Annotated in this window: 22 protein-coding genes and 1 pseudogene; 15 read left to right on the top strand and 8 right to left on the bottom strand. The window is 44.3% G+C overall.

From position 1 onward, the window contains the following. Positions 1–214: 214 nt before the first annotated feature. The 4 genes from ACR0QN_RS11065 to ACR0QN_RS11080 all read left to right on the top strand — a co-directional run bounded on the left by ACR0QN_RS11065 (position 215) and on the right by ACR0QN_RS11080 (position 4,328). Positions 215–1,108, top strand: a complete 894-nt coding sequence (locus ACR0QN_RS11065; protein ID WP_432651279.1) for a GGDEF domain-containing protein — start codon at positions 215–217, stop codon at positions 1,106–1,108. A gap of 248 nt (positions 1,109–1,356) precedes the next feature. Continuing rightward, on the top strand, positions 1,357–2,130 hold the full coding sequence (locus ACR0QN_RS11070; RefSeq protein ID WP_432651280.1) for a DUF134 domain-containing protein: 774 nt from the start codon (positions 1,357–1,359) through the stop codon (positions 2,128–2,130). A gap of 29 nt (positions 2,131–2,159) precedes the next feature. Beyond that, a complete protein-coding gene (locus ACR0QN_RS11075; RefSeq protein WP_432651281.1) occupies positions 2,160–2,948 on the top strand; it encodes a sulfite exporter TauE/SafE family protein in 789 nt (262 codons plus the stop codon). A 21-nt stretch (positions 2,949–2,969) separates the two neighbouring features. After that, positions 2,970–4,328, top strand: a complete 1,359-nt coding sequence (locus tag ACR0QN_RS11080; RefSeq protein ID WP_432651282.1) for a C-GCAxxG-C-C family (seleno)protein — start codon at positions 2,970–2,972, stop codon at positions 4,326–4,328. Between the two features lie 162 nt (positions 4,329–4,490). On the opposite strand, the gene ACR0QN_RS11085 is transcribed toward ACR0QN_RS11080, so the two are convergent. The 6 genes from ACR0QN_RS11085 to ACR0QN_RS11110 form a co-directional block, all read right to left on the bottom strand. After that, a complete protein-coding gene (locus ACR0QN_RS11085) occupies positions 4,491–5,150 on the bottom strand; it encodes a hypothetical protein (protein WP_432651283.1) in 660 nt (219 codons plus the stop codon). A 2-nt stretch (positions 5,151–5,152) separates the two neighbouring features. Further along, positions 5,153–6,004, bottom strand: a complete 852-nt coding sequence (locus tag ACR0QN_RS11090) for a metal ABC transporter permease (protein WP_432651284.1) — start codon at positions 6,002–6,004, stop codon at positions 5,153–5,155. A 52-nt stretch (positions 6,005–6,056) separates the two neighbouring features. Next, on the bottom strand, positions 6,057–6,743 hold the full coding sequence (locus tag ACR0QN_RS11095) for a metal ABC transporter ATP-binding protein (protein WP_432651285.1): 687 nt from the start codon (positions 6,741–6,743) through the stop codon (positions 6,057–6,059). Positions 6,744–6,863: 120 nt separating this feature from the next. Then, the gene (locus ACR0QN_RS11100) at positions 6,864–7,862 is read right to left on the bottom strand and encodes a metal ABC transporter substrate-binding protein (RefSeq protein ID WP_432651286.1); all 999 of its coding nucleotides are present in this window, start codon (positions 7,860–7,862) and stop codon (positions 6,864–6,866) included. A 151-nt stretch (positions 7,863–8,013) separates the two neighbouring features. Then, positions 8,014–8,310 carry a hypothetical protein gene (locus ACR0QN_RS11105; RefSeq protein ID WP_432651287.1) on the bottom strand — a complete coding sequence of 99 codons (297 nt, stop codon included), beginning with the start codon at positions 8,308–8,310 and terminating at the stop codon, positions 8,014–8,016. 21 nt (positions 8,311–8,331) lie between these two features. Then, positions 8,332–8,724, bottom strand: a complete 393-nt coding sequence (locus ACR0QN_RS11110; protein WP_432651288.1) for a Fur family transcriptional regulator — start codon at positions 8,722–8,724, stop codon at positions 8,332–8,334. Positions 8,725–8,926: 202 nt separating this feature from the next. Between ACR0QN_RS11110 and ACR0QN_RS11115 the strand changes: the two genes are divergently transcribed. The 7 genes from ACR0QN_RS11115 (at position 8,927) to ACR0QN_RS11145 (ending at position 15,280) form a co-directional block, all read left to right on the top strand. Beyond that, entirely contained in the window at positions 8,927–9,166 is a 240-nt protein-coding gene (locus ACR0QN_RS11115) for a transposase (protein WP_432651289.1), read from the top strand. Positions 9,167–9,740: 574 nt separating this feature from the next. Next, the gene (locus tag ACR0QN_RS11120) at positions 9,741–10,970 is read left to right on the top strand and encodes an ABC transporter substrate-binding protein (protein WP_432651290.1); all 1,230 of its coding nucleotides are present in this window, start codon (positions 9,741–9,743) and stop codon (positions 10,968–10,970) included. 177 nt (positions 10,971–11,147) lie between these two features. Further along, on the top strand, positions 11,148–12,026 hold the full coding sequence (locus ACR0QN_RS11125; RefSeq protein ID WP_432651300.1) for a branched-chain amino acid ABC transporter permease: 879 nt from the start codon (positions 11,148–11,150) through the stop codon (positions 12,024–12,026). 13 nt (positions 12,027–12,039) lie between these two features. Beyond that, positions 12,040–13,107 (top strand): branched-chain amino acid ABC transporter permease, encoded by a 1,068-nt coding sequence (locus ACR0QN_RS11130; RefSeq protein WP_432651291.1) that lies wholly within the window; start codon positions 12,040–12,042, stop codon positions 13,105–13,107. Beyond that, positions 13,104–13,901, top strand: coding sequence for an ABC transporter ATP-binding protein (locus ACR0QN_RS11135; RefSeq protein ID WP_432651292.1), 798 nt, complete (start codon positions 13,104–13,106; stop codon positions 13,899–13,901). Before ACR0QN_RS11130 ends, ACR0QN_RS11135 begins: the two co-directional genes overlap by 4 nt. Positions 13,902–13,913: 12 nt before the next feature. Then, the gene (locus ACR0QN_RS11140; protein WP_432651293.1) at positions 13,914–14,624 is read left to right on the top strand and encodes an ABC transporter ATP-binding protein; all 711 of its coding nucleotides are present in this window, start codon (positions 13,914–13,916) and stop codon (positions 14,622–14,624) included. Positions 14,625–14,632: 8 nt separating this feature from the next. Then, positions 14,633–15,280 carry an AAA family ATPase gene (locus tag ACR0QN_RS11145; protein ID WP_432651294.1) on the top strand — a complete coding sequence of 216 codons (648 nt, stop codon included), beginning with the start codon at positions 14,633–14,635 and terminating at the stop codon, positions 15,278–15,280. Positions 15,281–15,515: 235 nt separating this feature from the next. On the opposite strand, the gene ACR0QN_RS11150 is transcribed toward ACR0QN_RS11145, so the two are convergent. Both ACR0QN_RS11150 and ACR0QN_RS11155 read right to left on the bottom strand, forming a co-directional pair. Further along, a complete protein-coding gene (locus ACR0QN_RS11150; RefSeq protein WP_432651295.1) occupies positions 15,516–16,205 on the bottom strand; it encodes a glycosyltransferase family 2 protein in 690 nt (229 codons plus the stop codon). After that, complete coding sequence (locus ACR0QN_RS11155) at positions 16,192–17,523, bottom strand: hypothetical protein (RefSeq protein ID WP_432651296.1); 1,332 nt, start codon at positions 17,521–17,523, stop codon at positions 16,192–16,194. The genes ACR0QN_RS11150 and ACR0QN_RS11155 overlap by 14 nt, the downstream gene beginning before the upstream one ends. Positions 17,524–17,719: 196 nt before the next feature. On the opposite strand from ACR0QN_RS11155, the gene ACR0QN_RS11160 reads away from it, so the two are divergent. The 4 genes and pseudogenes from ACR0QN_RS11160 to ACR0QN_RS11175 all read left to right on the top strand — a co-directional run bounded on the left by ACR0QN_RS11160 (position 17,720) and on the right by ACR0QN_RS11175 (position 25,935). Then, positions 17,720–20,935 (top strand): bacterial Ig-like domain-containing protein, encoded by a 3,216-nt coding sequence (locus ACR0QN_RS11160; RefSeq protein ID WP_432651297.1) that lies wholly within the window; start codon positions 17,720–17,722, stop codon positions 20,933–20,935. A 261-nt stretch (positions 20,936–21,196) separates the two neighbouring features. Beyond that, positions 21,197–21,340: pseudogene (locus ACR0QN_RS11165) on the top strand (sporulation transcriptional regulator SpoIIID); the annotation flags it as partial. A 255-nt stretch (positions 21,341–21,595) separates the two neighbouring features. Further along, positions 21,596–21,865 (top strand): hypothetical protein, encoded by a 270-nt coding sequence (locus ACR0QN_RS11170; RefSeq protein WP_432651298.1) that lies wholly within the window; start codon positions 21,596–21,598, stop codon positions 21,863–21,865. Between the two features lie 209 nt (positions 21,866–22,074). Continuing rightward, entirely contained in the window at positions 22,075–25,935 is a 3,861-nt protein-coding gene (locus ACR0QN_RS11175) for a leucine-rich repeat domain-containing protein (protein WP_432651299.1), read from the top strand. Positions 25,936–26,116 lie beyond the last annotated feature (181 nt).

Here is a 26,116-nt window from a genome sequence, read left to right on the forward strand (position 1 = left end):
AACTGCGCCCTTTTGAGGAAAAAGGGCAATAATAGAGGGGATTTTGTGGTCAAATAGAGGCTGTTTCGGCTTTTGACACGGAAAATTTTCCTCATATAATTCCGCTTGTTTAAATACCAGGGTTTTTAGAGGTTACCTTAAAGCATTTGTTGAGAGGAATTTGACCGAATAAGCTAAGTAATTTCCTGTAATACTATAAGGAAGGTTTTATTCAATGATAAATGATACGACCCGTGATGAATTTACTCTTGCTGCATTGTCGGGAATTTTTGTATCTCTTCATATATTTGATCTGCAGGAGGACAGATTGTTTCCGATAAAATCAAATCAGTACATAGAGATGTGGTCTGAGGGGTTTGAAAGCAGTCAGGAAAAACTCCGCAATGTAATGTCTAATGTAACATCTGAAGAACATCTGGAGCTTATTTTGGAATTTACAGATCTTACTACACTTGAAGAACGTATGAAGGGGCAAAAAGTAGTTTCTGCCGTATTCAACGGAAAGGTAAACGGATGGTGCAGAGCCAGGTTTATTAAAGTGAATGACAATGAAAACGAAAAACTGCGTTATGTTCTTTATGCTGTTGAATGTATAGATGAAGAAAAGAAAAAAGAAAATCATCTTCTGTACTTGTCACAGACAGATCTGATGACAGGCATTTACAATTGTGGCTATGGTGAAAAAATGATCTCCGAACTTCTGGAAACACAAAAAGAGGGCTTGTTCTGCTTGTTTGATGTTGACAAATTTAAGCAGGTGAATGATAAATACGGTCACATTGTCGGTGATAAGGTGCTTATCGGTATTGCAAAAGCTCTCCAGAAAATAAAAAGAAAGAACGATGTGGTTATGCGTCTCGGCGGAGATGAGTTTGCCGCATATTTTGCAGATATAGATTCTGAAAAATCCGCTTCAGAGATAATAAACCGATTTTTTGAGGAGATTTCAGAAATTCATATCGAACCAATGACAGAAGGAATAAGTATCAGTCTTGGTGCCATTCTTTATAAAGGCGGATTGACCTTTGACTCAATTTACAAGCTTGCTGACCGTGGTGTATATGACAGCAAAATAAATAAAGGGAACTCATATACATTTCAGAATTAAAGGTTTACATAATGTCAGAATAGATAAGATAATATTTCGGGAGCTTCCGTTAAATCGGAGGCTCTTTTTAATTTTTGAATATACAAAGTCAACTTTTTTATTTAGTTTCAGTATTCTCGGCAGTTTTTTTGATATTCGAAAAATATAGGTAAACAATTTGTGACATTTTGGAAACCGTATTGCATTTTATTTTCAGCTGGTGTATAATGTTTTATGACATATGACGGAAACTTATTGGGGGTGTCAGATTGGCAAGACCGAGAAGATGCAGAAGAATTTGTATGGAACCCGAGTATGACTGCTTTGTACCATCGGGGATCTCAAACAACGAAATTGTGCTTATGACCATAGACGAGTATGAGGCGATAAGACTTATAGATCTTGAAAAGTATACTCACGAACAATGTGCCGCACAGATGGATGTTTCACGCACAACAGTAACAGAAATGTATGAAACAGCCAGATACAAAATTGCAGATTGTCTCACAAACGGAAAAACTCTCCGAATTGTCGGCGGCAGCTACAGACTGTGCAATGGGACCGCTGCCGAGTGCTGTCATCGGAATTGTCTAAAAACAGCAGATTTTGACAAGTTCACTCAAATTAAATTCAAAGAAGCCGATCATATCAGAATTGCAGTACCCTGCGAAAACGGTATTATCTGCCCTCACTTCGGACATTCGGAGCAATTTAAGCTGTATGATGTAAAAGACGACAGGATCGTGAATGTTCAGACGGGGGACACAAAGGGACAGGGACACGGTGCATTAGTGGGATTTTTGATGCAGGCAACAGTCGACGCTCTTATCTGCGGAGGTATTGGCGGAGCTGCACAGACGGCGCTTGCAGAAGCAGGAATACGGCTGCTTGGCGGCGTTTCGGGTCCTGCCGATGAAGCTGTTATGGCATATATTGACGGAGATCTGAATTATAGCACTAAGGTTAACTGCTCTCATTGTGAATGTAGGCATTTATGCGGCAATTATAACTGCAACAGAAACAGCAGAGATCGTCAAAAATAAAAGCCGTTGTAAAAAGGAGAGGTTGGGGAATGTTGTATCTGATATGTTTCCTGGTCACATTCGCAGCGTGCGTTATCGGCACTATATGCGGTATGGGCGGAGGTATAATCATAAAGCCTGTCCTGGATGCGACCGGTGTGATGTCGGTATCGGCGGTCACTTTTCTGTCAGGCTGTACTGTTATCGCTATGTCTTGCTGGAGCGTTGGCAAGACGGCAATTAAAAAAGAATCTGCCCTTGATCTCCACAGTACGCCGTTTCTGGCAATAGGTGCAGCTTTGGGCGGAATTGCGGGCAAGCAGCTGTTCAATCTTGCTGCAGCTCAGTTTGCTTATCCGGACAAGGCAGGCGGAGTACAGGCTTGCCTTCTGTTTATTGCCACCCTTGCAACTTTGCTCTATACCATAAAAAAAGACAGATTTACCCCTAAACAGGTGCAGTCCCGTGCAGCTGCACTTTTCATCGGACTTCTGCTCGGGCTGCTGGGTGCTTTCCTGGGTATCGGCGGCGGCCCTTTCAACGTGGCGGTACTGTGCTATTTTTTCTCAATGCCTACAAAAAAAGCAACACAGAACAGTCTGCTCATTGTACTGTTCAGTCAGCTTTCAAGTACGCTCCAAACTGTTTTTACTGCGGGTGCGCCGCAGCTTGATCACATCATTCTGCTTGGTATGATGATCGTGGCTGTGGCTGCCAGCGAAGTCGGACGGCGTATCCACCGTCGTCTGGACGAACGGCAGGCGACTTTATGCCTGGAAGGAGCTATGATACTTATTATGGGTATCAGCGTATATAATATGTTCAGGTTTTTCGGATAAATTTTCAAAGGAGATATTGATATGGATATGAAAGAAAAAGCAAGCTACTATTACGGCTCACAGAACAAGGGCTGTGCCGAAGCAATTCTGCTGGCTGCCAATGATGTATACGGCCTTGGACTGACCGATGCAGAGGCAGACCTTTTTGCAGGTTTCCGCACCGGTATGGGCTGCGGAAGCACCTGCGGCTGTCTTGCAGGCGCTGTGGGCGCAATAAGCAGGAAATACAGAGGCCGTGATGACCTGAAGGAGCTGTGCGCCAAATTTGTTAAGGAATTTGAGCAGAAGCTTGCCTGCGGTTCTACCGACTGCGACGACATTTCGGCACGGTATAAGACAGATACAGACCGCTGTCTGGCAGCTGTGAAGCTGTCTGCCGAGGCGCTTGAGGAGTTTATCGGAAATATTGAGGGACGAGCTGCCGTATCTTCAGGCGAAGGCTGCACTCTGCGTCCCGAAGATATAAAGCGTGTCAAAGCAATGGGCTTCCTTAATCATAAGGGAACGAACAAATTCAATGGCCGTATCATTACCAGAAACGGACGAATTACAAATGATGAGTGTCAGGCTATTGTTGACGCTTCAAAGCTGTACGGCGACGGATATATGATGTTCACCACCCGTCTGACTCTGGAAGTCTCGGGTATCGACTACAATGATATTGACGCTTTCCGTGCATATGTGGGCAAAGCAGGGCTGGAAACAGGCGGTACGGGCAGCAAGGTCAGACCTGTGGTATCCTGCAAGGGTACGACCTGTCAGTACGGACTTTATGATACCTATGCTCTGAGCAGCGAGATACACGACCGATTCTTCAAGGGCTATTCGGAGGTCTCTCTGCCTCACAAGTTCAAGATAGCAGTAGGGGGCTGCCCCAATAACTGCGTAAAGCCCGATCTTAACGATCTTGGTATAGTTGGCTGCCGTGTTCCCGGATATAGCAGCGAACAATGCAGGGGCTGTAAAAAGTGCCAGGTTGAAATTGCCTGTCCTATCAATGCGGCTAAAATGGCTGACGGACGGCTGGTAATTGATCCGCAGATGTGCAATAACTGCGGCCGCTGTATCGGAAAGTGTCCGTTCCATTGTAACGATGAGGGAACTTATGGCTGGAAGGTGTATGTTGGCGGACGCTGGGGCAAGCAGGTGGCTCCCGGAAAAATGCTGAACAAGATATTTACCGATAAGGCAGAGGTTTTGGACACGGTGGAGAAGGCTATTCTTCTGTTCCGTGACCAGGGAATGTCGGGCGAACGTTTCGCTGACGCTATCGAGCGTATCGGCTTTGAAAATGTTGAAGCTCAGCTGCTGAGCGACGAGCTTATGAAGAGCAAGACGGAGATACTTGGTCTGAACGTTGTCGGCGGGGCAAGCTGCTAAGAATAAATAAACGATGTAACTACGGAATATTCTATAATGTTGTTTTTTTCCGGTATCGCTTTGAGCCGACAAACTTCTTAATTTGTTTGCCGGCTCATAGTAAAAAATTTGGAATATTGTATCCATACATTAACAATACCAAGTTGATTTTTGATCACTATTTTACGACCTTGATATCTCATCAGTATAAATGCAGTAATAAGTATTATCACCAAAAGAATACCTGCCGAACACACCATAGATCTCAATAGGTTCATCAAGCTCCGGATAATCATCAGGCCATTTATGATCTCCGCTCAGGACGAATTCTATTGCCTGCTGACAGCAGGCTGTGGCGTCTGCAATAAGCACAGCATAATAACTCTGATCCATCTCAGAATCATAAAATGCAGCAAACGTTCCGTCAACCCTTATTGTTTTGCCGCAGTAGCTTTCCGGATCGCTCATTATGTTATAAACTTCAGAGTAGACCATTGTGCTGCTGAGTTTTGTCAGATCAATATCGGCAGTCAGCTCATCTGCTATTAGCGGGGCAGAGTATTCGGCATAAGTGGTTTCAAAAGTCAATGCATCATCTATGGTGAAAGCAGTCTGAAAAGCAGATGTGCTGATCTCTGTTTCCGTTTCTGTCGTAACATCTGTAACAACCGCTGTTTCTGCAGTTTTGCGCTGAGCTGCCTGTTCAGCTTCCTTCTGTTCTATCATCTCACGAACTGATTCAAGATTTTCTGTTTCTGCTTTACTGTCGCTAAAAGAGTTTGCTCCGCAAGCTGTAAAACATATCATTGAAGTGATAAAAATAATAATTGTTGTTCTTTTCATAATCAGCCCTTCATTCTTGCAGGAACAATGCCCACTAAACTAAATATAACAAATACTGCAAGATCGACTGTAACGATCGTCGCACCTACGGGAGTCCCCGCAAGTATCGCTGTAATTATTCCGGCTGCGGCACATATCACGGATAAAATTGCCGAGCATATAATGACAGCCCTGAAACTTCGGAAAACTCTCATTGCAGAAAGTGCGGGAAAAATCACAAGTGCCGAAATGAGCAGCGAACCCACAAGATTCATAGCAAGAACTATTATAACAGCAATAATGACAGCAGTCAGAAAATTATAGAATGCTGTGTTCAGTCCCACAGCTTTGGAGAAATTTTCGTCAAAAGTAACGGAAAAAATCTTATTGTAAAGCAGTATGAATATAACTGTCACAGCAAGTGAAAGCCCGGCACACAAAAGCACTTCATTCTGTGTAAGCGTCAGTATTGAAGTTGAACCGAAAAGCGTGCTGCACACATCTCCCGAAAGGTTAGATGAAGCAGAAAACAGATTCATCAGCATATATCCCACAGCTAAGGAGCCCACCGAAATCATCGCAATTGCCGCATCGCCGTTTATTTTCGTATCCTGTCCTTTTTTCAGAAGCAATACAGCACAGATAACGGTCACGGGAAGAACCAGCACCATATAATCGCTTAGTCCCAGCACAGAAGCTATCGCCATAGCACCAAAGGCAACGTGTGAAAGTCCGTCGCCTATGTAGGAATATCTTCGGAGCACAAGTGTCACACCAAGAAACGATGAACACAATGCTATCAGCACACCTGCAATAAGCGCATATCGCACAAATGGAAACTCAAAGTACATTTCCAGCTTTTCAAATACACTCATTTTTCGACTATCCTTTCCTGAGAGTTTATGGAATTTTCAATCAGATGATTTATCAATTTTCCGTTTGTCCGATCATTCCGATATATTCTTTCTTTGTGCCGTAAAAAGGCTTATCACCCATTTTCAGAATGTGACCGGCATATTTCAGAGCCGCACAAATATCGTGGGATATCATAATTATGGTCATACCGCTGTCGTTCAGCTCCTGTATGATGCGATACATTTCCTCCGTTACAGCCGGATCAAGTCCCGAAACAGGCTCATCGAGAAGAAGCAGCTTCTCAGATGCACACAAGGCTCTTGCAAGAAGAACTCTCTGCTGCTGACCGCCCGAAAGCTCACGATAGCAATGTTTTGCAAGCTCAGAAATGTTCATTTTGCGCATATTATCTTCTGCAAGCTTTTTTTCGGCTTTGCTGTAAAAAGGACGCAGTCCGCATCGGGCAGCACATCCCGACAGCACGACTTCTCGAACAGAAGCAGGAAAATCTTTCTGCGCAGCTGTCTGCTGAGGCAGATAACCGATATCAGAGGCTCTTAATCCCTCACCCATAATGATCTCTCCGCTCTGCGGCGAATGAAGATCAAGGATAGTTTTCATAAGTGTGCTTTTTCCCGAACCGTTCTCACCGACAATGCAGAGATAGTCACCGCTGTTTACAGTAAAATTTATATTTTCGGCAACAGTTTTCCCTTCGTAGCCGAGCGACAGGTTACGGCATTCCAGTATGATGCTCACAATATTACCATTCCTTCCAAGTAGTCTGTATCCTGCAAAGAAACGGAAATTATCTCCGTTTCTTTGTGGCAGCGATATTATCTGCTGCCGATGATACTAATGCTTTTTCTGCTTGTCAAATCAATCAAGAGCTTCTTTCAGAACGTCAAGATTGCTTTCCATTACAGAAAGGTAAGTGGTGCCGTTACTTACATCTTCCGAGGTAGTTCCCTGCATAGAATCAAGAGTGAGTATTTTCTTGCTGCCGCTTGAAGTGTTCTGTGCAATGGTCTCGGCAATTCTGTGATCTTTGCCCTCAATAGTCATAATGCAGTCAAGCCCAAGTTCATCGGTCTTACCTGAAAGGAATGCTATAGTTTCAAAGCTTGCTTCTGTTTCTGCGGAACAGCCTGCAAATGCAGCATAATAATCAAGACCGTAATCATCGGTCATATATCTGAACGGGAATCTGTCACCGAAAAGAAGAGTTTTCTTAGTTCCTGCCGATACGGCATCGGAATACAGCTTATCCAAATCATTCAGCTTTTCGGAATATGCGGCATAATTGCTGTCATATAAGGATTTGTTTTCAATATCCTTTTCGCCAAGCTTTTCGGAGATGCATTTGCATATAGTGTCGGCGTTTCTGAGGGAAAGCCAGATATGTTCATCGTATTCAGTTCCTTCTTCTTCGTGATCGTGCTCGTCCTCTTCTTCCTTTTCCATACCTTCCTTGACTTCTTCTTCCTTAACGCTGTCACCAAGCACCTCAAGGAGATCAATTACTGTCATATCCTTGTTTATAGCTTCAGCAAGAGCATCTTCCGCCCATTCATCTGACTCGCCGCCGACGTAGATGAAAATATCGCAGGTGGAGATCTTTATTATGTCATCTGCGGTTGGCTGAAAGCTGTGAAGATCAACGCCATTGTCAAGAAGCATTGTTATCTCTGCATTGTCATTTCCGGCGGTAAGCTCCCTTACCCAGTCATATTCAGGGAAAATGGTACATACAATGCTCAGCTTATCATTTTCCTTTTCGCCTGTAATGCTGTCATTGTTCTTTGTTTCGCCGCTTCCGCAGGCAGTCATTGTGCAGATAAGTGCAGCAGCCATAATTGCTGATAAGATCTTTTTCATAAAAATAAGCCTCCAAAATTGAATAAATAACTTAAAAAAGGGTGCAAAAATACAAGGGCAGCATTTTTATCCTGAAAACAGGACAGAATTACCCTTGTCGGTATTAAGGTATAGGCATAGTAATACACCTATATCCCACATTTAAGTTTATTCAATTTGAAAGCTTGACTTTAAGTTCTATTGGATCACGGGTATAGTTCACCTGTGTCGGTCCGCATACAGATATGCCGATAATATGCACCGATGTGAAAAATGCACATACAGCAGCCGCAGCTGTACCGAGTATCTGAACTGCTTCTTCACACCGGGCTACAGCTTCACATATAGGACAATTCTCGCCGATACAATCGTGATCAGCACTTATAGCAATGAAGGAAAAAGAGAAAACTATAGCAAATACTATTGAGAGCGACAGTAAAATACCCGCTGCAGTCTTTTTTATCCTCATAGTTTTCTCACTCCTTCCGTTTTATTCTGTATCTGCACATTCTCTGCATTTTCCGTAGAAAATAGTCTCAGAGGTATCAACAATAAAATTTTCGCTTTGTAAAACAGCAGATTTGATATTGTCAGCTGTTTTACTGTTCATATGAAATATTTTCCCACAGCCGGTGCATACAAGATGAACAACGCCTCGGCAGCAGTCTGTATCAACATACTGATAAAATATCTCACGGCTTCCGTCGGCAGTCAGCCTGACGATCTTCCCCTCTGCTTCAAGCACCGCAAGATTACGATAAACAGCACTAAGGCTTATACCGTCAACACTTTCTGCGATCTGCTTTGCCGAAAAATGCCTGTCGGGATTTCTCTCAAGAAATGCTGTCAGCATTTTTCTTTTATCGGTCTGATATTTCCCCATATTCATTTCCTTTTTGAATTTGCGAATATTTTGCAAATCTGAGTATATCATAGTTGGGCTGATATGTCAAGGTCATAAGTTATTTTCGTCAGATTTTATTATAATAATATTTTGATAAGCCTTTTATTGTGCAAAAATACAGATTGGTACTGTGCTTCAGAAATGCTGATAGAAGTGGAAAAAAACGTAAAAGAGGAAAATTATGCATTCCAAGAAGCACCACAAGTCACAGATGAGCATAATAGAATTTCAGAAAACATACGATACCGAGGATAAGTGCCGAGAAGAATTGTTTAAAATGCGTTATCCGAAAGGTTTCAAGTGCAGCAAATGCGAATGCACGGAGTATTACTATCTGAAATCAAGAGGAAAGTACCGGTGCAAAAACTGCAAACATCAAAGCTCTGTAACAAGCGGAACTGTAATGGACAGGTCACATTAAAAACTGACAGTCTGGCTTTGGGCAATTTACCTTTACCTGATTACGCAAATCTCAAAATAATCGAAATCCTATTAAATACCAATGTAAAGCTTTAGAAAGCAATTTTTGCAAACCTATTTTCTTCACCCACTGGGTGAAAAAAATAATCTGGGTATCACTTTTAGTCAGCAAGTGAATTAAAAAGCTTGCTGACTAAAAGTGATACCCAGAAAAGCTAATAATAATTATCGTATAACAATAAATTAGCAGATGATTTGCAGGAGTAGTTTAAAATTTATTCATATTATGCAATACAGCATAAAATATTACCGCTGTAATCGTGAATATTATTAAAGATAATTTTATGTTAAAATTATGTGTAAAATGACTAATAATCTAACCTGTAATGCGGAAAATATCATTTTGTTTTTATCTTGACTTTTTGACGTTTGGCAGGTATTATATTATTGTACTGAAAAGTGCGTCCGTTTGGCTTTCTCTCAGAGGTCAAACGGGCGTGCGGCACGGCTTGCTATCCGTCGGGCGGATCGTGTATTCAATATATATATTCAGACGGAGAAAAGGGAGTTTACTAATGAAAGTTTTTAAGAAAATTCTTGCACTGAGCCTTGCGGCTTGTATGACAGTACCTTTCTTCGCAGGCTGCAACAGCAATTCCTCAAGTGAAAGCACAGACAGCGCAGGAGCTTCCGCAGCTGACGGTGATTTCACAGGCACTCTTGTTATCGGCGGTATCGGCCCTGTTACCGGCGGCGCAGCAGTTTACGGCAATGCTGTTAAGAACGGCATTCAGCTGGCAGTTGATGAGATCAACGCAGCAGGCGGCGTAAACGGCATCAAGCTTGAGCTCAATTTCCAGGATGACGAGCACAACGAGGAAAAAGCTGTAAATGCTTACAACACACTGAAGGATAAGGATATGAAGCTCCTTATCGGTACAGTTACTTCCAACCCCTGTATCGCAGTTGCGGCAGAATCCGCTAAGGATAATATTTTCCAGCTCACACCCTCCGGCTCTGCAGTTGACTGTGTTGCAAATGACAACGCTTTCCGTGTTTGCTTTAACGATCCTAACCAGGGAACAGCTTCCGCACAGTACATCGCACAGAACGGTGTTGCTTCCAAGGTCGCTGTAATTTACGACAGTTCCGATGTTTATTCTACAGGTATCTATGAAAAGTTTGCTGCTGAGGCTGCTGCTCAGAATCTTGAAGTAGTTGCTGCAGAAGCATTCACATCCGATTCCAAGACTGACTTCTCCGTACAGATCCAGAAGGTCCAGGAATCCGGCGCAGAGCTTCTTTTCCTTCCTATTTACTATCAGGAAGCAGCTCTTATTCTCCAGCAGGCTGACAAGGCAGGTCTGAATGTTAAGTACTTCGGCTGCGACGGTCTTGACGGACTTATCGACCAGCTTGGCGATGATGTTGGTCTTGCAGAAGGCGTAATGCTCCTTACTCCTTTCGCAGCAGACGCTACCGACGACAAGACAGTTGCTTTCACAACAGCTTATAAGGCTGCTTACAACGGTGAAGTTCCCATTCAGTTCGCTGCTGACGGTTACGATGCTGTTTACGCAATTAAGGCCGCTATGGAAAAGGCAGGCATCACAGACGCTTCTATCTCCGCTTCCGACCTCTGCGACGCTCTCAAGACCGCTATGACAGAGATCACTCTTGAAGGCGTTACCGGTAACATCACCTGGACAGCTGACGGCGAACCTACCAAGGATCCTAAGGCTATGCAGATAGTTATCACAGAAAACGAAGACGGCACAAAGTCCGGTACTTACGCTGCTCTTTAATTAAAGCATAATTAAATTTTGCATCTGAAGACCCGTATATATTCCACAGTACCCAAAATGTGCTGTGATGTGCGGGTCTTATTTGCAATTACAGCTGCTGTAAATTAAAACACCTTTGCTTGCGGATATGCTTTAATTTGCAGCAGAAAAAAGATGAAAGGGGTCAAGGCTCTTATGATGAGTTTCATTTCATACCTTGTAAACGGCATAAGTCTCGGCAGCATTTACGCTCTGATCGCTCTGGGCTATACTATGGTTTACGGCATCGCCAAAATGCTGAATTTCGCCCACGGAGATATTATTATGGTAGGAGGCTTTACAATTTTTACCGCAATGTCTACTGCGTGGTGTCCCGTATGGATGTCGGTAGTGATCGGTATCGCTGTATGCACCGTCCTCGGCGTTGTTGTGGAAAAGGTAGCCTATAAGCCATTGAGAAACGCTCCTCCTCTTGCAGTGCTTATAACCGCTATCGGTGTAAGCTACCTGCTTCAGAATGTTGCACTCCTTATTTTCGGCTCCGCTTCCCAAAGCTTTACATCTATAGTAAAAGATATTGCCCCCGTTACTGTCGGCGGCGTTACAATTTCAATGGAGACCATTATTTCCATTGTTATTTCCGTAATTATTATGATATGCCTTACGCTCTTCATCAACAAGACAAAGGCAGGAAAGGCTATGCTTGCGGTATCGGAGGACAAAGGTGCTGCACAGCTTATGGGAATAAACGTTAACTCCACGATATCACTTACATTTGCCATTGGTTCCGCTCTTGCAGGAGTAGCAAGTGCGCTTCTCTGTTCGTCTTATCCGCAGATAAGCCCCTACACAGGCTCAATGCCCGGCATCAAGGCGTTCGTTGCAGCCGTTTTCGGCGGTATCGGAAGCATTCCCGGTGCTATGATAGGCGGAATTCTTCTTGGAGTGATCGAAAACCTGTCAAAGGCATACATTTCTTCCCAGCTTTCCGACGCTATCGTGTTCCTTGTGCTTATCGTAGTGCTTATCGTTAAGCCTACCGGAATTATGGGCAAGAAGATAAATGAAAAGGTATAAGGAGGCGCAGGGTATGAAAAAAAGCACTAAAAATAACATTATAACCTGCGGCATCGTTCTTGTATTCTTTATTGTTTGCGGCTTTCTTTCCTCCGCAGGAATTCTCGGAAGCAAGTTAAGCGGTCTGCTTATCCCAATAGGAATTTATATCATACTTTCTATATCACTTAACCTTACAGTAGGTATTCTGGGCGAGCTTTCCCTGGGACACGCAGGTTTTATGTGCGTTGGCGCATATGTTGGCGGTGTATTTTCCATTCTTACACAGGATACCATAACCGTTCCCCTTATAAGAATTATCCTTGCGATCATTATAGGCGGTATCGCAGCAGCGGTATTCGGTTTCCTTATAGGTATCCCCGTACTCCGTCTGAGGGGCGACTACCTTGCTATTGTGACCCTTGGCTTTGGTGAGATAATCAAGAGCATTGCAAACAATATCTACATAGCAAAGGATATCAACGGCATTCATTTTTCATTCGCCTCTCCCGTTTCCGGAACGGACGCCGCATCGGCTGTTGACGTTTTCAAAGGCGCCCAGGGCATAAAGGCACCTCAGGACACCACGCTTCTGCTTGTAGTTGTAGTGCTTATGATATGCCTTATCGTTATAATGAACCTTGTGGATTCCAAAACGGGACGTGCTTGTATGGCTATCAGAGATAACTACATTGCAGCGCAGTCCGTAGGCATAAACGTTACAAAATACAGACTTATTGCATTTGTTGTTTCGGCTGCTATCGCCGGAGTTGCCGGAGTTCTTTACTCACACTCGCTGGCGGTTCTTGCACCCAAAAAGTTTGACTACAATTTCTCCATTCTTATCCTTGTATTTGTAGTCCTTGGCGGTCTGGGAAGTATGAGAGGCTCTATTATCGCAACAGTTATTCTGTATGCTCTTCCCGAGGTCTTCCGTGAGCTGGGTGACTACCGTATGCTGATTTACGCAATCGTCCTCATTGTAATGATGCTCTTTAACAATGCACCTTACTTTATTGCTCTCAGAGAGAGAATAGCAGCACTTCCCCTGTTTCAGAAGCTTAAACCGAAGAAAAAAGCTGTCGGAGGTGAATCCAAATGAGTGAAGCAAATACTCTGAACACAAACAAAGAAGCCTCCCCGATGCTTGAAGTGAAAAATCTTTGTATTCAGTTCGGTGGACTTAAAGCGGTTGACAGCCTTAACCTTACCATTTATAAAGGTCAGCTTTACGGACTTATCGGTCCTAACGGTGCAGGCAAGACTACCGTTTTCAATATGCTTACAGGCGTGTACAAGCCTACTTCCGGTTCAATCACTCTTGACGGACAGAATATTACAGGCAAGCCGCCTGCACAGATAAACAGGTACGGCATTGCAAGGACCTTCCAGAATATCCGTCTGTTCAAGGATATGACCGTTCTTGACAACGTAAAAGTGGGTCTGCACAATCAGAAAAAATACTCCGCTCTTGAGGGAGTTCTTCGTCTGCCCAGATATTTTAAGGAAGAAAAGGAAATGGACGAAAGGGCTTCAGAGCTGCTCAAGGTTTTCGAGCTTGACGGCGAAAAGGAACAGCTGGCTTCAAACCTTCCTTACGGAAAGCAGAGAAAGCTGGAGATCGCCCGTGCGCTCGCCACAAATCCCAAGCTGCTGCTCCTTGACGAGCCTGCAGCGGGAATGAACCCAAACGAGACAGCAGAGCTTATGGAAACCATACGTTTTGTAAGAGATAATTTCGATATGACCATTCTTCTTATCGAGCACGATATGAAGCTGGTATCCGGCATATGCGAAAAGGTCACGGTGCTTAATTTCGGTCAGGAGCTGGCGCAGGGCGTAACTGCGGAGGTCCTTAACGACCCGAAGGTAATTACCGCATATCTGGGAGAATAAGGAGGAAACGCTATGTCGATGCTTCATATTGAAAATCTGCAGGTCTATTACGGCGCAATAAACGCAGTCAAGGGCATATCCTTTGACGTTGAACAGGGTGAGATAATCGCTCTTATCGGCGCTAACGGTGCAGGAAAAACCACTATTCTCCATACTATTACAGGTCTTGTTCCCGCAAGATCGGGCAGCATTACCTTTAACGGAACGGAGCTGACCAAAACTCCTGCCCATAAAATAGTATCAATGGGAATGGCTCACGTTCCCGAGGGACGCCGTATTTTCCAGCAGCTTACAGTTTACGAAAATCTTATGCTCGGCGCATTTACAAGAAAAGACAAGGCAGAGATAGAAGGCTCTCTTGAAGGAGTTTTTAAGCGTTTCCCACGTCTTGAGGAACGCCGGACACAGATAGCCGGAACTCTTTCAGGCGGTGAACAGCAGATGCTTGCTATGGGACGTGCCCTTATGTCACACCCCTCTATCATACTTATGGATGAACCCTCAATGGGTCTTTCTCCTTTGTACGTTTCGGAGATCTTTGATATTATCCAGTCGGTGAACGAAAGCGGGACCACGGTGCTTCTGGTTGAACAGAATGCCAAGAAGGCACTTTCTGTTGCAAACCGTGCCTACGTTCTTGAAACGGGAAAAATCGTTCTTTCCGGTGATGCACATGAACTTATGAACAATGATTCAGTAAAGAAAGCATATTTGGGAGAATGACGGCAAAAATGTCAAAATTTTTTTCGGGGAGAGTTATTATGGACAGACTTGTTATTACAATTGCCAGAGAATTCGGAAGCGGCGGTCACCGGATAGGTGAATTGCTCAGTAAAAAGCTGGGAATACCCTATTATGATAAGGATCTTATTAAGCTTGCTTCGGAGGACAGCGGAATAAACGAGGGACTTTTCGGACTTGCCGATGAAAGATCCAATGGAGGTCTTTTCAAAAAGACAAGGGTCTATGACGGCGGCATTTCAAAGCCCGACAGTGCAGATTTTACTTCTGAAGAAAATCTTTTCAGCTATCAGGCTAAGATCATCAAGGAGCTTGCCGAAAAAAGATCACCTTGCATAATCATAGGACGGTGTGCAGACTTTATCCTTGCTGACAGAAAAAATACGCTGAAGCTCTTTATCTGGGCGGACAGGGAAAATTGCATAAAAAACACAATGGACGTATGCGGATTTGACCGTAAAGAAGCTGAAAAGCAGGTAAAGAAGATAAACCGTGAGCGCAGCGAATATTACAAGGCTCACACGGGTCATGAATGGTCTGACGTGAGAAATTATGATCTGTGCATAAATACAAGCGAGCACGGATTTGATAAGTGCGTTGAGATCATAGGAAATTATATTGATGTAATGTACAAATAAACTGCGATGTTCGGAAGCAAACAGGTAGGGCAGCTTTCCCGAGCGAAGCAGGTTGTATATGGCAGTAAGGGAAACGCCTCGTGATGAGTCATATGATCTAAATACTGATAGGAAGGCAAAAATCAAATGTATGAAACATAACAGGCACATTTTTACGGCGATCAGATCATATCGTGTTTTCAAATGATTATTGATATAAACAATAGAGAGATAATGGATAAGCGGAACTGCCGAACTATTTCCGGCAGCCGAAGAATATGTATCTAATATGCCGCAGACCGTCACGTATCGTCCGCAGATGTGACCTGCCGCTGCGTCCGTCAGGGTCCAGCGTGACCGGGATCTCTGCGATAGCCGCACCTGAAAGAGCGAACTTTCCGATAATTTCGGTGGCGAACTCCATACCGCTGCAGGAAAGTCCCAAGGCAAGCGCTTTTTGCCGATCGAAGCCCCGCAGCCCGCAGTGAAAGTCCCGCACCGAGGTGTGAAACCGCAGTCTGCCAAGATACGAAAGCACAGGCACTCCGATATATCTGTGCAAAAACGGCATTGCACCGGGAGCAATATTGTCCATACGGCAGCCCATTACCAAAGGGTATCCCTCCCTCAGCTTCTCCATAAATCCGTCCAGATGCAGAAAATCGTAACTCATATCACAGTCACCCATAATGATGTATTTTCCACGGGCAGCTTTTATTCCGCCGATAAGGGCATTGCCGTAGCCACGTTCGGTCACGTTTACCACACGTGCACCTGCCTCCTGTGCCAGTACTGCCGAATTATCCGTGCTGGCATTGTCGGAGACCAGTACCTCTCCGCAGATGCCGCTTTTTGTAAGGAACCGGTGCGCCTGCCGCACACATTGTGCAACGGTCTGCTGCTCGTTGAGGCAGGGCATAAGGATAGTCAGCTCAATTTCGTCCATACTTTTTTTCTCCTTTGGCGGGGGATTTTTTCTTTTTCGGACGAAATTCCATAGAGTACCACAAAACAGCCAGAAATGCCAGAACAGTCGAGGCAAGCGCACGGTATGTGAAGAACTCGTGAAGATAAGAGTGATTATTCAGCAGGAAAAATCTCACAAGCGGCAGCACGCCGAGTATCAGCATAGTAAGGTTAAAGCTGCGGTCAAACCACTCACGGCTGCGGAACAGGTAGAATACCGCACCGAACACTACTGTGGATATCATAAGCCCCGCCGCAAAAGCATTCCAGTCCACACGACCTATGCCGCCGAAAAAAGTTGAAATATTTGCCGCCGGGGCAAGGAAGAACTGCTCGACGGGGGATAGCTGTTCCGCTTCGCCTGCAATTCGTATCTCGGCGGAAGTAAGCGCTGCTATAAATTTGTTTTCGCCTGTGACAACGCTCGCAGCGCACCATTTCACGAGAAATGTCCCTGCGTAAGACAGCCCCCACGCCGAGCCGCATTTGAGTATCAGCAGTATATTGCTCCGAAGCTCTGGAAGCCTGTTGTCCTGCTTTCTCATTATGAACACGATAAGCAGCGGGATAAGTATCGTCAGCGTTTCGGCAGTCAGAAAATCGAAGAAAGCTATCATCACCCCGGATATTACAGCAAGTATGGAAAGTGCCTCGTCATTCTGTTCAAGCAGGATATACAGCGGGAGCAGCAGGAGCGTTACCAGTACGGCGGGCTGATATTCCATCGACAGACCGATATTCCACATATGAACGCATAAAAACGCTGCCGCAAGCCCACCTGCAGCAAAATACTGCCGTTTTTTCAGCAGCAGCGCAGCGTTTGCCGCCAGCAGAACGAAAGCCGCCGCTGTTCCGATAAGCTTTATTCCCCTGACATCGGTAAAGAGCATCAGCGGACGTATGACCGCAGCCATTCCGTGCCAGTAGCGGGTGTAGTCTGTGTTTGGCTCGGCAGTACCCTCAACGGCGCAGTAAAGTCCCCAGTTCTCACCGAGGTCTTCCTCGCCGTCGTTGCCGTCGTAGTATGCGGTATCCAGCGCAGAGCTGAACGGGTCGCCGCCGCCCATATTCCAGGTCACGTTGAGCAGTATTGCGTCCGCATAGTTATCCTGTACCAGCCGCATTTGCGAGTCATACGGGAAAGCCTCCTTATCCTTATAGTACAATGCGCTCGCAAGCATATTGTCATAGATAAGCTCATTGGGTATCGACGCCGCAGCGGTCAGCGCCGCCCAGAGCGCAAGCAGTACCGCCGCAAAAACAGCGGCACGGCGGAGTATTGCAGTAATAATTTTCATATTATACCTCACAAAAATTTCTTCTTTTATTCTACCACATAATCGAATTTTATGTCAATAGCAGGTTTGCCTTTTGTTTCACCTTTTTGGGTGAGTTGTTGAAATACTTCCGAAATTATCTTGACATAATTTGGCTTTTGGTGTATAATACCAATAATAATAGGATCACTATGCAATAAAGAAAGGATGATTTATTTTGCTTAAGAAACGACTAAAGGGGCTGCTTGCTATGGTGCTGGCAGGCTCTATGGCAATGACGGCAATGCCCATCACGGCTTCGGCAACAATTTCAGAATTATGGTATAGTAGAGACGGTATAGGTGTTGAAGTAACATCTGATTTAGATAAAATAATCGCCGGCACTACCACAAACGAGGATATCACTTCTCACCTTAATGAAAACAACTTGTGGGCTGTTTATTCATATGATAATAATTATAATTCAAAGCTTACTGCTGTTTCCGGTAAAGATTTATCCACCACACTGAATGAAATAAAGGAGTCAGCGGAAAACTATAAAGTACAAATACAGAACAAGCATGACTTATTAGTTACAGATAAGGATCCTTCGTCAAGTAATACTACTCTGTATGTGAATGATAAGGTACAAAAAGATACTTTCCCCATCAGTGTCAGTGATATTGCCGGTGAATGTGGATATGACGACCCTTTGAAGGAACTGAAAAGCTGGACTGCATGGTATCATACCGTATCAGGCAATACTGTATATTCGAGCAATGTCAAAAAGATCGGCGATTATTCTTTAAGTACTTATCCCAATATAACGGCTGATGTCGTGTCAACAGTATATACGGACTGCAGCTATAAATATGATGCATATAGCTATGGATCAACTATTATTCAGCTTGATTCTGAGTATAAGACTTTTGAGCTTCCCGTATATGACGGCTGGGGCAAACCGACCGCCGATACAATATCTGTAACCAACGACAGCACCGGCGATTTGGGTCTCACAGGCAAATATAAGCTGGTATACGGTGATGATGTATCCGGTGATATAACGACCAAAGACGGGCTGTGGAGCGCTATTGAAGCTGTTGCTGCCGATAAGGATGAATTTGACGAGACTAAGGCAAAGCTCGTCAGATATGTTGAATATTCCGTAAGAGAGCGGTCGTTTATAGCCGGAGATAGCAACTTCATAGGCAGCTTCAGTTCGACAGACCTGTCAGACCCCGATTTTTCAAGCGATGCATTAACATATCTTAAAAATAACTCGGAAGCCGGTAATATTATTTGGCGTGTAAGTTTGAATCGAAATTTTGAATATACCGATGACGTTATGGGCTATGTCGATGATGTGCTGAAATCTTATGATGATTATTCTGTAACGCTCACCAATATGTCCAAATTATCCGTAATTAACGAGCAGCCCGAAACCGGTAAAAAGCCTAATGAATTTAAAGAATTCAATGTAGATAAATACCCTGTAAATGCCGCAGATATTGCCAAGTGGTTTACTGCCGAGAAAAACCCGACTGCCGGCAAAAAATATGACACCGAGAACTGGCAGATCTGGGGTGCATATACATATAGCGGCTATCCGAGTTCTGCTAAGACCCAAGTCGAAAATGTTTCTGACAGGATAGACATTGATGTGTACAAAGCATCGCCCGACTATGGTCTGTTCGTTTATTTCCCGGAGACCGAGCTTACCGCTTCGATAACAGCAGCAGCTCCCGTTATCTTAGAGACCCCCGCAGCAACAGCCGAGGTTCCCGAAAATGACGGTTACACCGTGACCGCTGTAAGCTGGTCTCTTGACGGCACTCCTCTGACTTCCGGTGAAAAGTTCAAGGGAGAAACACAATATACCCTTGAAGTAACGCTCAAAGCAGATGAAGGCTTAGAATTCATAAGCACAACTCCCGCAGAAATAAACGGCGAAGCTGCGGACACAACACTGAACTCTGACGGCACTCTGACCGTATCCTACACCTTTGAAAAGACAGCCAAAGCACAGGTAACATCAATTGAAATTTCCGCTCTTCCCACAAAGACAACCTACTTAATCGGCGATAAGCTTGATGTAACAGGCGGCAAGATAAAGGTTTACTATGAAGACGGCGAGACCGAAACTGTTGATATGACAGCCGCAATGGTCAGCGGCTTTGACAGCACCAAGGAAGGAACACAGACCCTTACCGTAACCTACGGCGGAAAGACAGCAGCGTTTACTGTGACCGTTGAAAAGGGCGAGGTAAAAATTGAACCTTCCGATGGTAATGTAGGCGGCGCTGTTATTGATATGCCAATAGAAGAGCTTATGGGTGCGATCCTTGATGCGGAAGATCTTGAGCTTATTGCTCAGGGTGTGGATATTTCAATTCTGATGGCAACGGTTACTATCGACCCCGAATATGTTCCCGAAGCTGATAAGACTGCTATTGACAATGCCCTCGGAGATTTTTCTGTCGGCTGCTATCTTGATGTAAAGCTGTTCAAGAAATACAGCAATGGAAATCCCGACAAGCAGGTGACCGATCCTAATGCTCCCATTACCATCAGCTTTGTGGTTCCTCAGTATATTATAGATCAGTACCCCGAAGATGAGTATGTATATTCTGTATTTTGCAGCCATAACGGAGTAGGTTATCCTGTTCAGTGCCGGTATGATGCAGCCACCAATACTATGAGCTTCACCAGCGATAAATTCTCCACCTATGCTCTCGGTGTAAAGCCATACGCTGAATACTCAATAACATCGGCAGACAGCCACGTTACCGTAGAAAATTCCGCAAATGAAGGCGATACTGTTACAATTATCGTTGAAAACGGCTACACGGCTACCGTTACGGACGCTGACGGAAATGTTATTGCTTCCATTACGGGAACAGGGTCATTCACAATGCCTGCTTCCAATGTAACTATCACCTGTGGAAAAATAATAAATCCCGAGGCACCCAAGCCAATCGTATATTTTTCAATCTTTACAGACCGTCATGTTTCGGTAGACAGCGCAAAGCATAAGGCAGGCGATATTGTTAACTATCGTGTGGATGATTTCTATGAGGCAGTCGTTTATGTTAATGGCAAAGCATCCGGCAAGATCAGCGGTTCTGGCTCCTTTACAATGCCCGCCGCTGATGTAAGAATAGTATCGAGTATGGACGAAATATCGTATGCTATGTTCACGTCAAGCGTTGTAAATTCCTATGTTTTCTCTTATGATTCCGATATGAACCCCATCAAAACATCGGGCACAAGAAAGAGTAGCGATTATATTATCATCGACCTCGGCGAGGAGTATGCAGGCAGAACGATCACCATCTATAAGGGCAGAAAATCCACAAAAACAGAGGTCGCAGAAGGCGTACTCGATGAGAACGGTCAGTTTAAATTCGAGAATGCAGGCTTTGGCAGCAACTACACTCTTATAGTCAGCGATTAAGTACTTTATCGCTTGATAATATGCAGCACCGCAGATCCTGATTTTTCTGCGGTGCTGTTTTTTATCTGACCCGAAACGGAAGATGATACATATCTTAAATGACATAAATTGGCATAAAGTGCATATTTATGATGTTTATTATTTCCGAAGTTTATTGTGGACATCGTGAGATTTATCTTCTTCACATTTCAGCAATAAAGGAATTTTCCATACATCCCCCGCATAAAATATCATAATTCTAAGTGTTAACGGGGGAGAGCTATGAACGAGCTGACATTCGATGACAAAAAAGAAAGGGCGGTAATATTAGGGGAGTACATAATCGAAAATAAAGCTACTGTACGTGCTGCCGCAAAGGCATATGGTATTAGTAAATCTACGGTTCATATGGACGGGACAAAACAGAAAAAATTCTGACCGGCTTGTATATCATCATCAGATAATGATTTGACCACATATCATGGGGAAATGATATGTGGTCATTTGTTTGCGTTGTGGTCTGATTACAGGCAAATCGTCATATAAGGCGGAATGGAGATAATATCATTCTTTCTCTTGACTATCCCCCCCACTATACTATAATAATATAAGTAACCCCAACAAATCCGAAACGAGGTGCAATTATGGAAGAAAAGACCATAACATTTATATCGAAGAGAAATGTTCAATGAGGAAAGTCAGGCGGTTGACCGGATATTCTGCTACGGAAATGAAGCCCTTGCAAGGCTGGAGAACTGCCCTCTTGACAAGCTCATAGGCAGCAGCTTCGGCAGCATTTTCGAGAATATGGACACAAAATGGCTCAGAAGCTATGAACGTGCGGTGCATTGCGGCTGTATGCTTTTTGACATCTGCGACACAAAAATGTCCCCGGAAAACTCCGCAGGGGACAGGGCGGTACTTATGTATTTGCGAAAAATGATGAATTGAACAGGAAAAAACGGGTAAAAATCCTGTTCGTTCCACGTTTTTTTATTCGTTCTAAGTCTATTGACAAATACAAAATAATGTTGTAAAATAAATTATGTATAGGTATTTTATGGCTTATATGACATTTATTAAGCAGGCAATACAAATCAGAACTATCGGACACAGGCAGAAAAGAAATTTTGTATGTAATACTGAAAGGAAGGATAATTTTGAAGAAAGAAAAGCTAAAACGTATAGCCAGGCGGATAACCGCATTTGCGGCGGCTGCGGCTATGGCGGCGACCCTTGCGTTCCCGACAGGAACAGAATTGTTGGGAATAAACTTCGGCATGTCTGTTGTGGCGAGTGCTGAAACAATGACAGACGGTAATTTTGATTATACTGTTAACGAGAGCACCGTAACCATTACAAAGTATAATGGTTACGGAGGAGAAGTTGAGATACCGGCTACCATTGGCGGGAATACTGTTACTTCCATTGGAGCAGAAGCTTTTAAGGATTGCACAAGCCTTACAAGCGTAGCTATTCCGGGCGGCGTTTATTCCATTGGAGTAGAAGCTTTTAAGGGTTGCTCAAACCTTAGGAGCATAACTATCCCGGGAAGCGTTACTTCCATAGGAGGATATGCTTTTCATAGCTGCACAAGTCTTGAAAGCATAAATATCCCGGATAGCGTTACGAAAATAGATACATACACTTTTACCAACTGCACAAGCCTTTCCGAAATAACTATTCCGAAGAACGTTACTTCTATCGCGAACTCTGCATTTATGCTTTGTTCGGGTCTTTCAAGCATAAATGTTGCAGAAGGAAATACAAAATACATCTCGGATGACGGCGTGCTGTTCAACAAGAACAAAACCGAACTGTTATTTTATCCCGCTAACAAGGACGGTACTTCCTACGCTATTCCGGACGGCGTGACCACAATAGAAAGCAATGCTTTTTATGAAAATAATAACCTCGTAAGCATAACTATCCCGGACGGCGTGACATATATTGGTGCAGGTGCGTTTGATTCATGTAAAAAACTCACAAGTGTTTCTATACCGGCAAGCGTTAATAGTATCGGTACTGAAGCGTTTAATTCATGTGAAAGCCTTACAGCAATTTCGGTTCACGAAAACAACAGCGTATATTCGTCCGAAAACGGCGTGCTGTTTGACAAGAACAAAACCATCCTGTTTGTATATCCCGCAGAAAAGAGCGAAAAATCCTATACTGTTCCGGATACTGTCCAACAAATCTACATGTCTTCATTTGCAGGCTGCGTGAATCTGGAAAACATTACCTTAAATGAGGGCGTTGAAAAGATTTATTCTGCCGCTTTCACGGGATGCACAAGCCTTAAAACCATAAATATACCCAGTTCCGTCACCGCACTCGGCGATCAAGCTTTCATGTTATGCACAAGCCTTAAAACCATAAATATACCCAGTTCCGTCACCGCAATCGGCGACCAAGCTTTCATGGGATGCACAAGCCTTACCGAAATATCTGTTCACGCAGACAACAGCAATTATTCGTCCGAAGACGGCGTTCTGTTTGACAAAAACAAAACAACACTTATCGTATATCCCGGTGGCAAGAGTGATACGTCTTACTCTGTTCCCAGCAGCGTTACTTCTGTTTATTCTATGGCTTTCCTGATGTGCCCGAACCTTGAAAGCATAGCTTTTCCGCCGAGCGTTACATCATTCGGTTATAGCCTTATTTTCGGCTGTGAAAAGCTTGCAAGCGTATTTGTGCTCGAAAGTGCTGCCTTCACTAACCAGATAGACCCCGCAAAAATGTTCACATCAGAGGTTAGATACGCCGTTTCCGATGACAAGGCTAATATAACTGGAATAGAATTAGGTACAGGTCAGACAACGGTTGATATCCCCGAAACGATTTGCGGATATACTGTTGCTTCGGTTCTCCCGAGTCAGTGGGCAAAGGTAGGCAAACACACGCATAAGTGGGACGGAACGAATACTTGCGGGCTTTGCGGAGTTAACCGTGCAAGTGTATTTGATATTACCATTGCAGAGCCGACAGCAGGCGAGGCTTTAGCGACGCAAGCAACCGTAATCTGCAATACCGGTGAAGAAAACTGTGATATTACTTGGGAACCCTCTTCCGCAGACGGAAAAGCCAGCTACTGCACAGCCTATACCGCAAACGTGAAAATCACGTCAGGAAGCACACCGGTGGTTACAATTAACGGAGAAGCCGTTGACAGCAGCAACATAACAGCTAACGTTGACGGCACGTTTACCGTAAAACATACCTTTGACGCAACGGAAAAGAGAACACTCACGGCAAGCAATTTCAGCTTTGCCGCACCCTCTGACCTTGTTTATAACGGCAGCGCAAAGGAAGCTGCGTTTACGACAGCGGTTTCCGGCGCAGGCGACATTACCGTAAAGTATTATGATGATAACGGTACGAAGCTTGATTCTGCTCCTGTCAATGCCGGAACATATACCGTAAAGATAGACGTTGCAGCAGGGGCTGAATGCGCTGCGGCAAACGAGCTGACAGACAGCACATGGACATTCACCATAAAGAGAGCAACTCCCACCATTACCGTAACCGCAAGCCCCACATCGGATATTGCAGGAAAGACCATTACGGTAACTGCACAGGCAGAAAACCCCGACAACAGCACACTTACAGATGTTCCCACACCTACACTTACATATAAGGTGGGCGAAAGCGGAACAGCTACAGCATTCACAGGCTCATTCGTTATTCCCGAGGGCACTCCTATCGGCACAGTTATCACCGTAACAGCCGCAACCGCAGAGAATGAAAATTACTATGCGGAAACAGCTACTGCAGAGGTAATTGTCAGCGACTGTGAGCATACCGATGTTCCGACTGAATGGGAAAAGGACGAAACAGATCATTGGCATATCTGTAATTACTGCGGTGCAGTGGTTGACAAGGCAGAACACACCTACGGCAGCTGGAAAATAACAGTTCCTGCCACCGCCGATGCAAACGGCAAGAAGGAAAGAAGCTGCACAGTCTGCGGATATGTGCAGGAGGGCGTTGTGACCTATGGCGGAGACGAATCAACGGGTAATACACAAAATTCTACAGACCCCGAGAACAATGCTTGTCACGCCGAACTTGATCTTACCGATGAGGAGATAATCAGCAAAATTCCTCTCACACCCGAGGAGCTTGAAGCTATCGAAAACGGCGCAGATCTTGAAGTATATATGGTAGTCATAGACTACTCGGGAAAGGTTCCCGTAGAGGATAAGTCTCTTGCGGAAGCAGTGCTTGCGGGAGAGATGCAGATAGGAATGTACATCGATGTTTCCCTGTTTGTTAAGGTGGGAGACAATGAGCCCAGAGCAGTTACCAATACAAACGGTGATCTGAAGATATCCTTTGAAATGCCCGAAAAGCTTATCAACACTGAAAAGAATGTGACAAGAGAATATTCTATCATTCGTGTACACAGCGGTGTAGCGACCGTTCTTGACTGCGAATTTGATAATGCGACAAACAAGGGCAGCTTTGTTACTGACAAGTTCTCAAGCTATGCAATAGCATACAAGGACATTGAAGAGGAAGAGCCTGCTCCCGAACCTGAAAAGACTGTTTACTATCCCGTTATCACAAGCGGAAATGTTGTTGCAGACAAGTCTTATGCTGCTGCGGGACAGACAGTTAATGTTATCGCGGGCTTTGGCTATGACATCATCGTAACAGCCGCAAACGGACGTCAGATAGCAAAAATAACCGACAAGGGCAGCTTTACAATGCCTGCATCTAAGGTTTATGTCAAGGCTGTTCAGAATGAGACATTTGCTCTTATGGCAACCGCTTGGAATCAATCTTATGTTTACTCCTATGACGCTGATATGAATAAGATCAAGGTAAATTCCACCAAGAAGCGTGGCGTTATCGTCATTGATCTTGGAGAAGAATATGCCGACAGAACGTTTACGATCTACAGCGGCAGAAAGAGTACCAAGGTCAAAGTCACCGAGGGCGAATTTGACGAAAACGGCAAATTTGTATTTGAGGTCCCCGACGGAAAGAATTACACACTTGTTGTTGAGGACTAAACCCACTATGAATTTATAACACGCAAAAGCCGGGCTGCTTATGGAGTGCCCCCTGTCAAGTAGACAGCTGAAAAAACAAAAGAATATTTAGAGTTTGTTCAAATCCACCCTGCTGCGCAGCAGGGTGGATTTTTTACGCCGCCGCTGCCGAGTGATATTCCATAGGTGTCATACATTTCAA

The organism is Huintestinicola sp. (assembly GCF_050874005.1).
Classification (GTDB): Bacteria; Bacillota; Clostridia; order Oscillospirales; family Ruminococcaceae; genus Huintestinicola.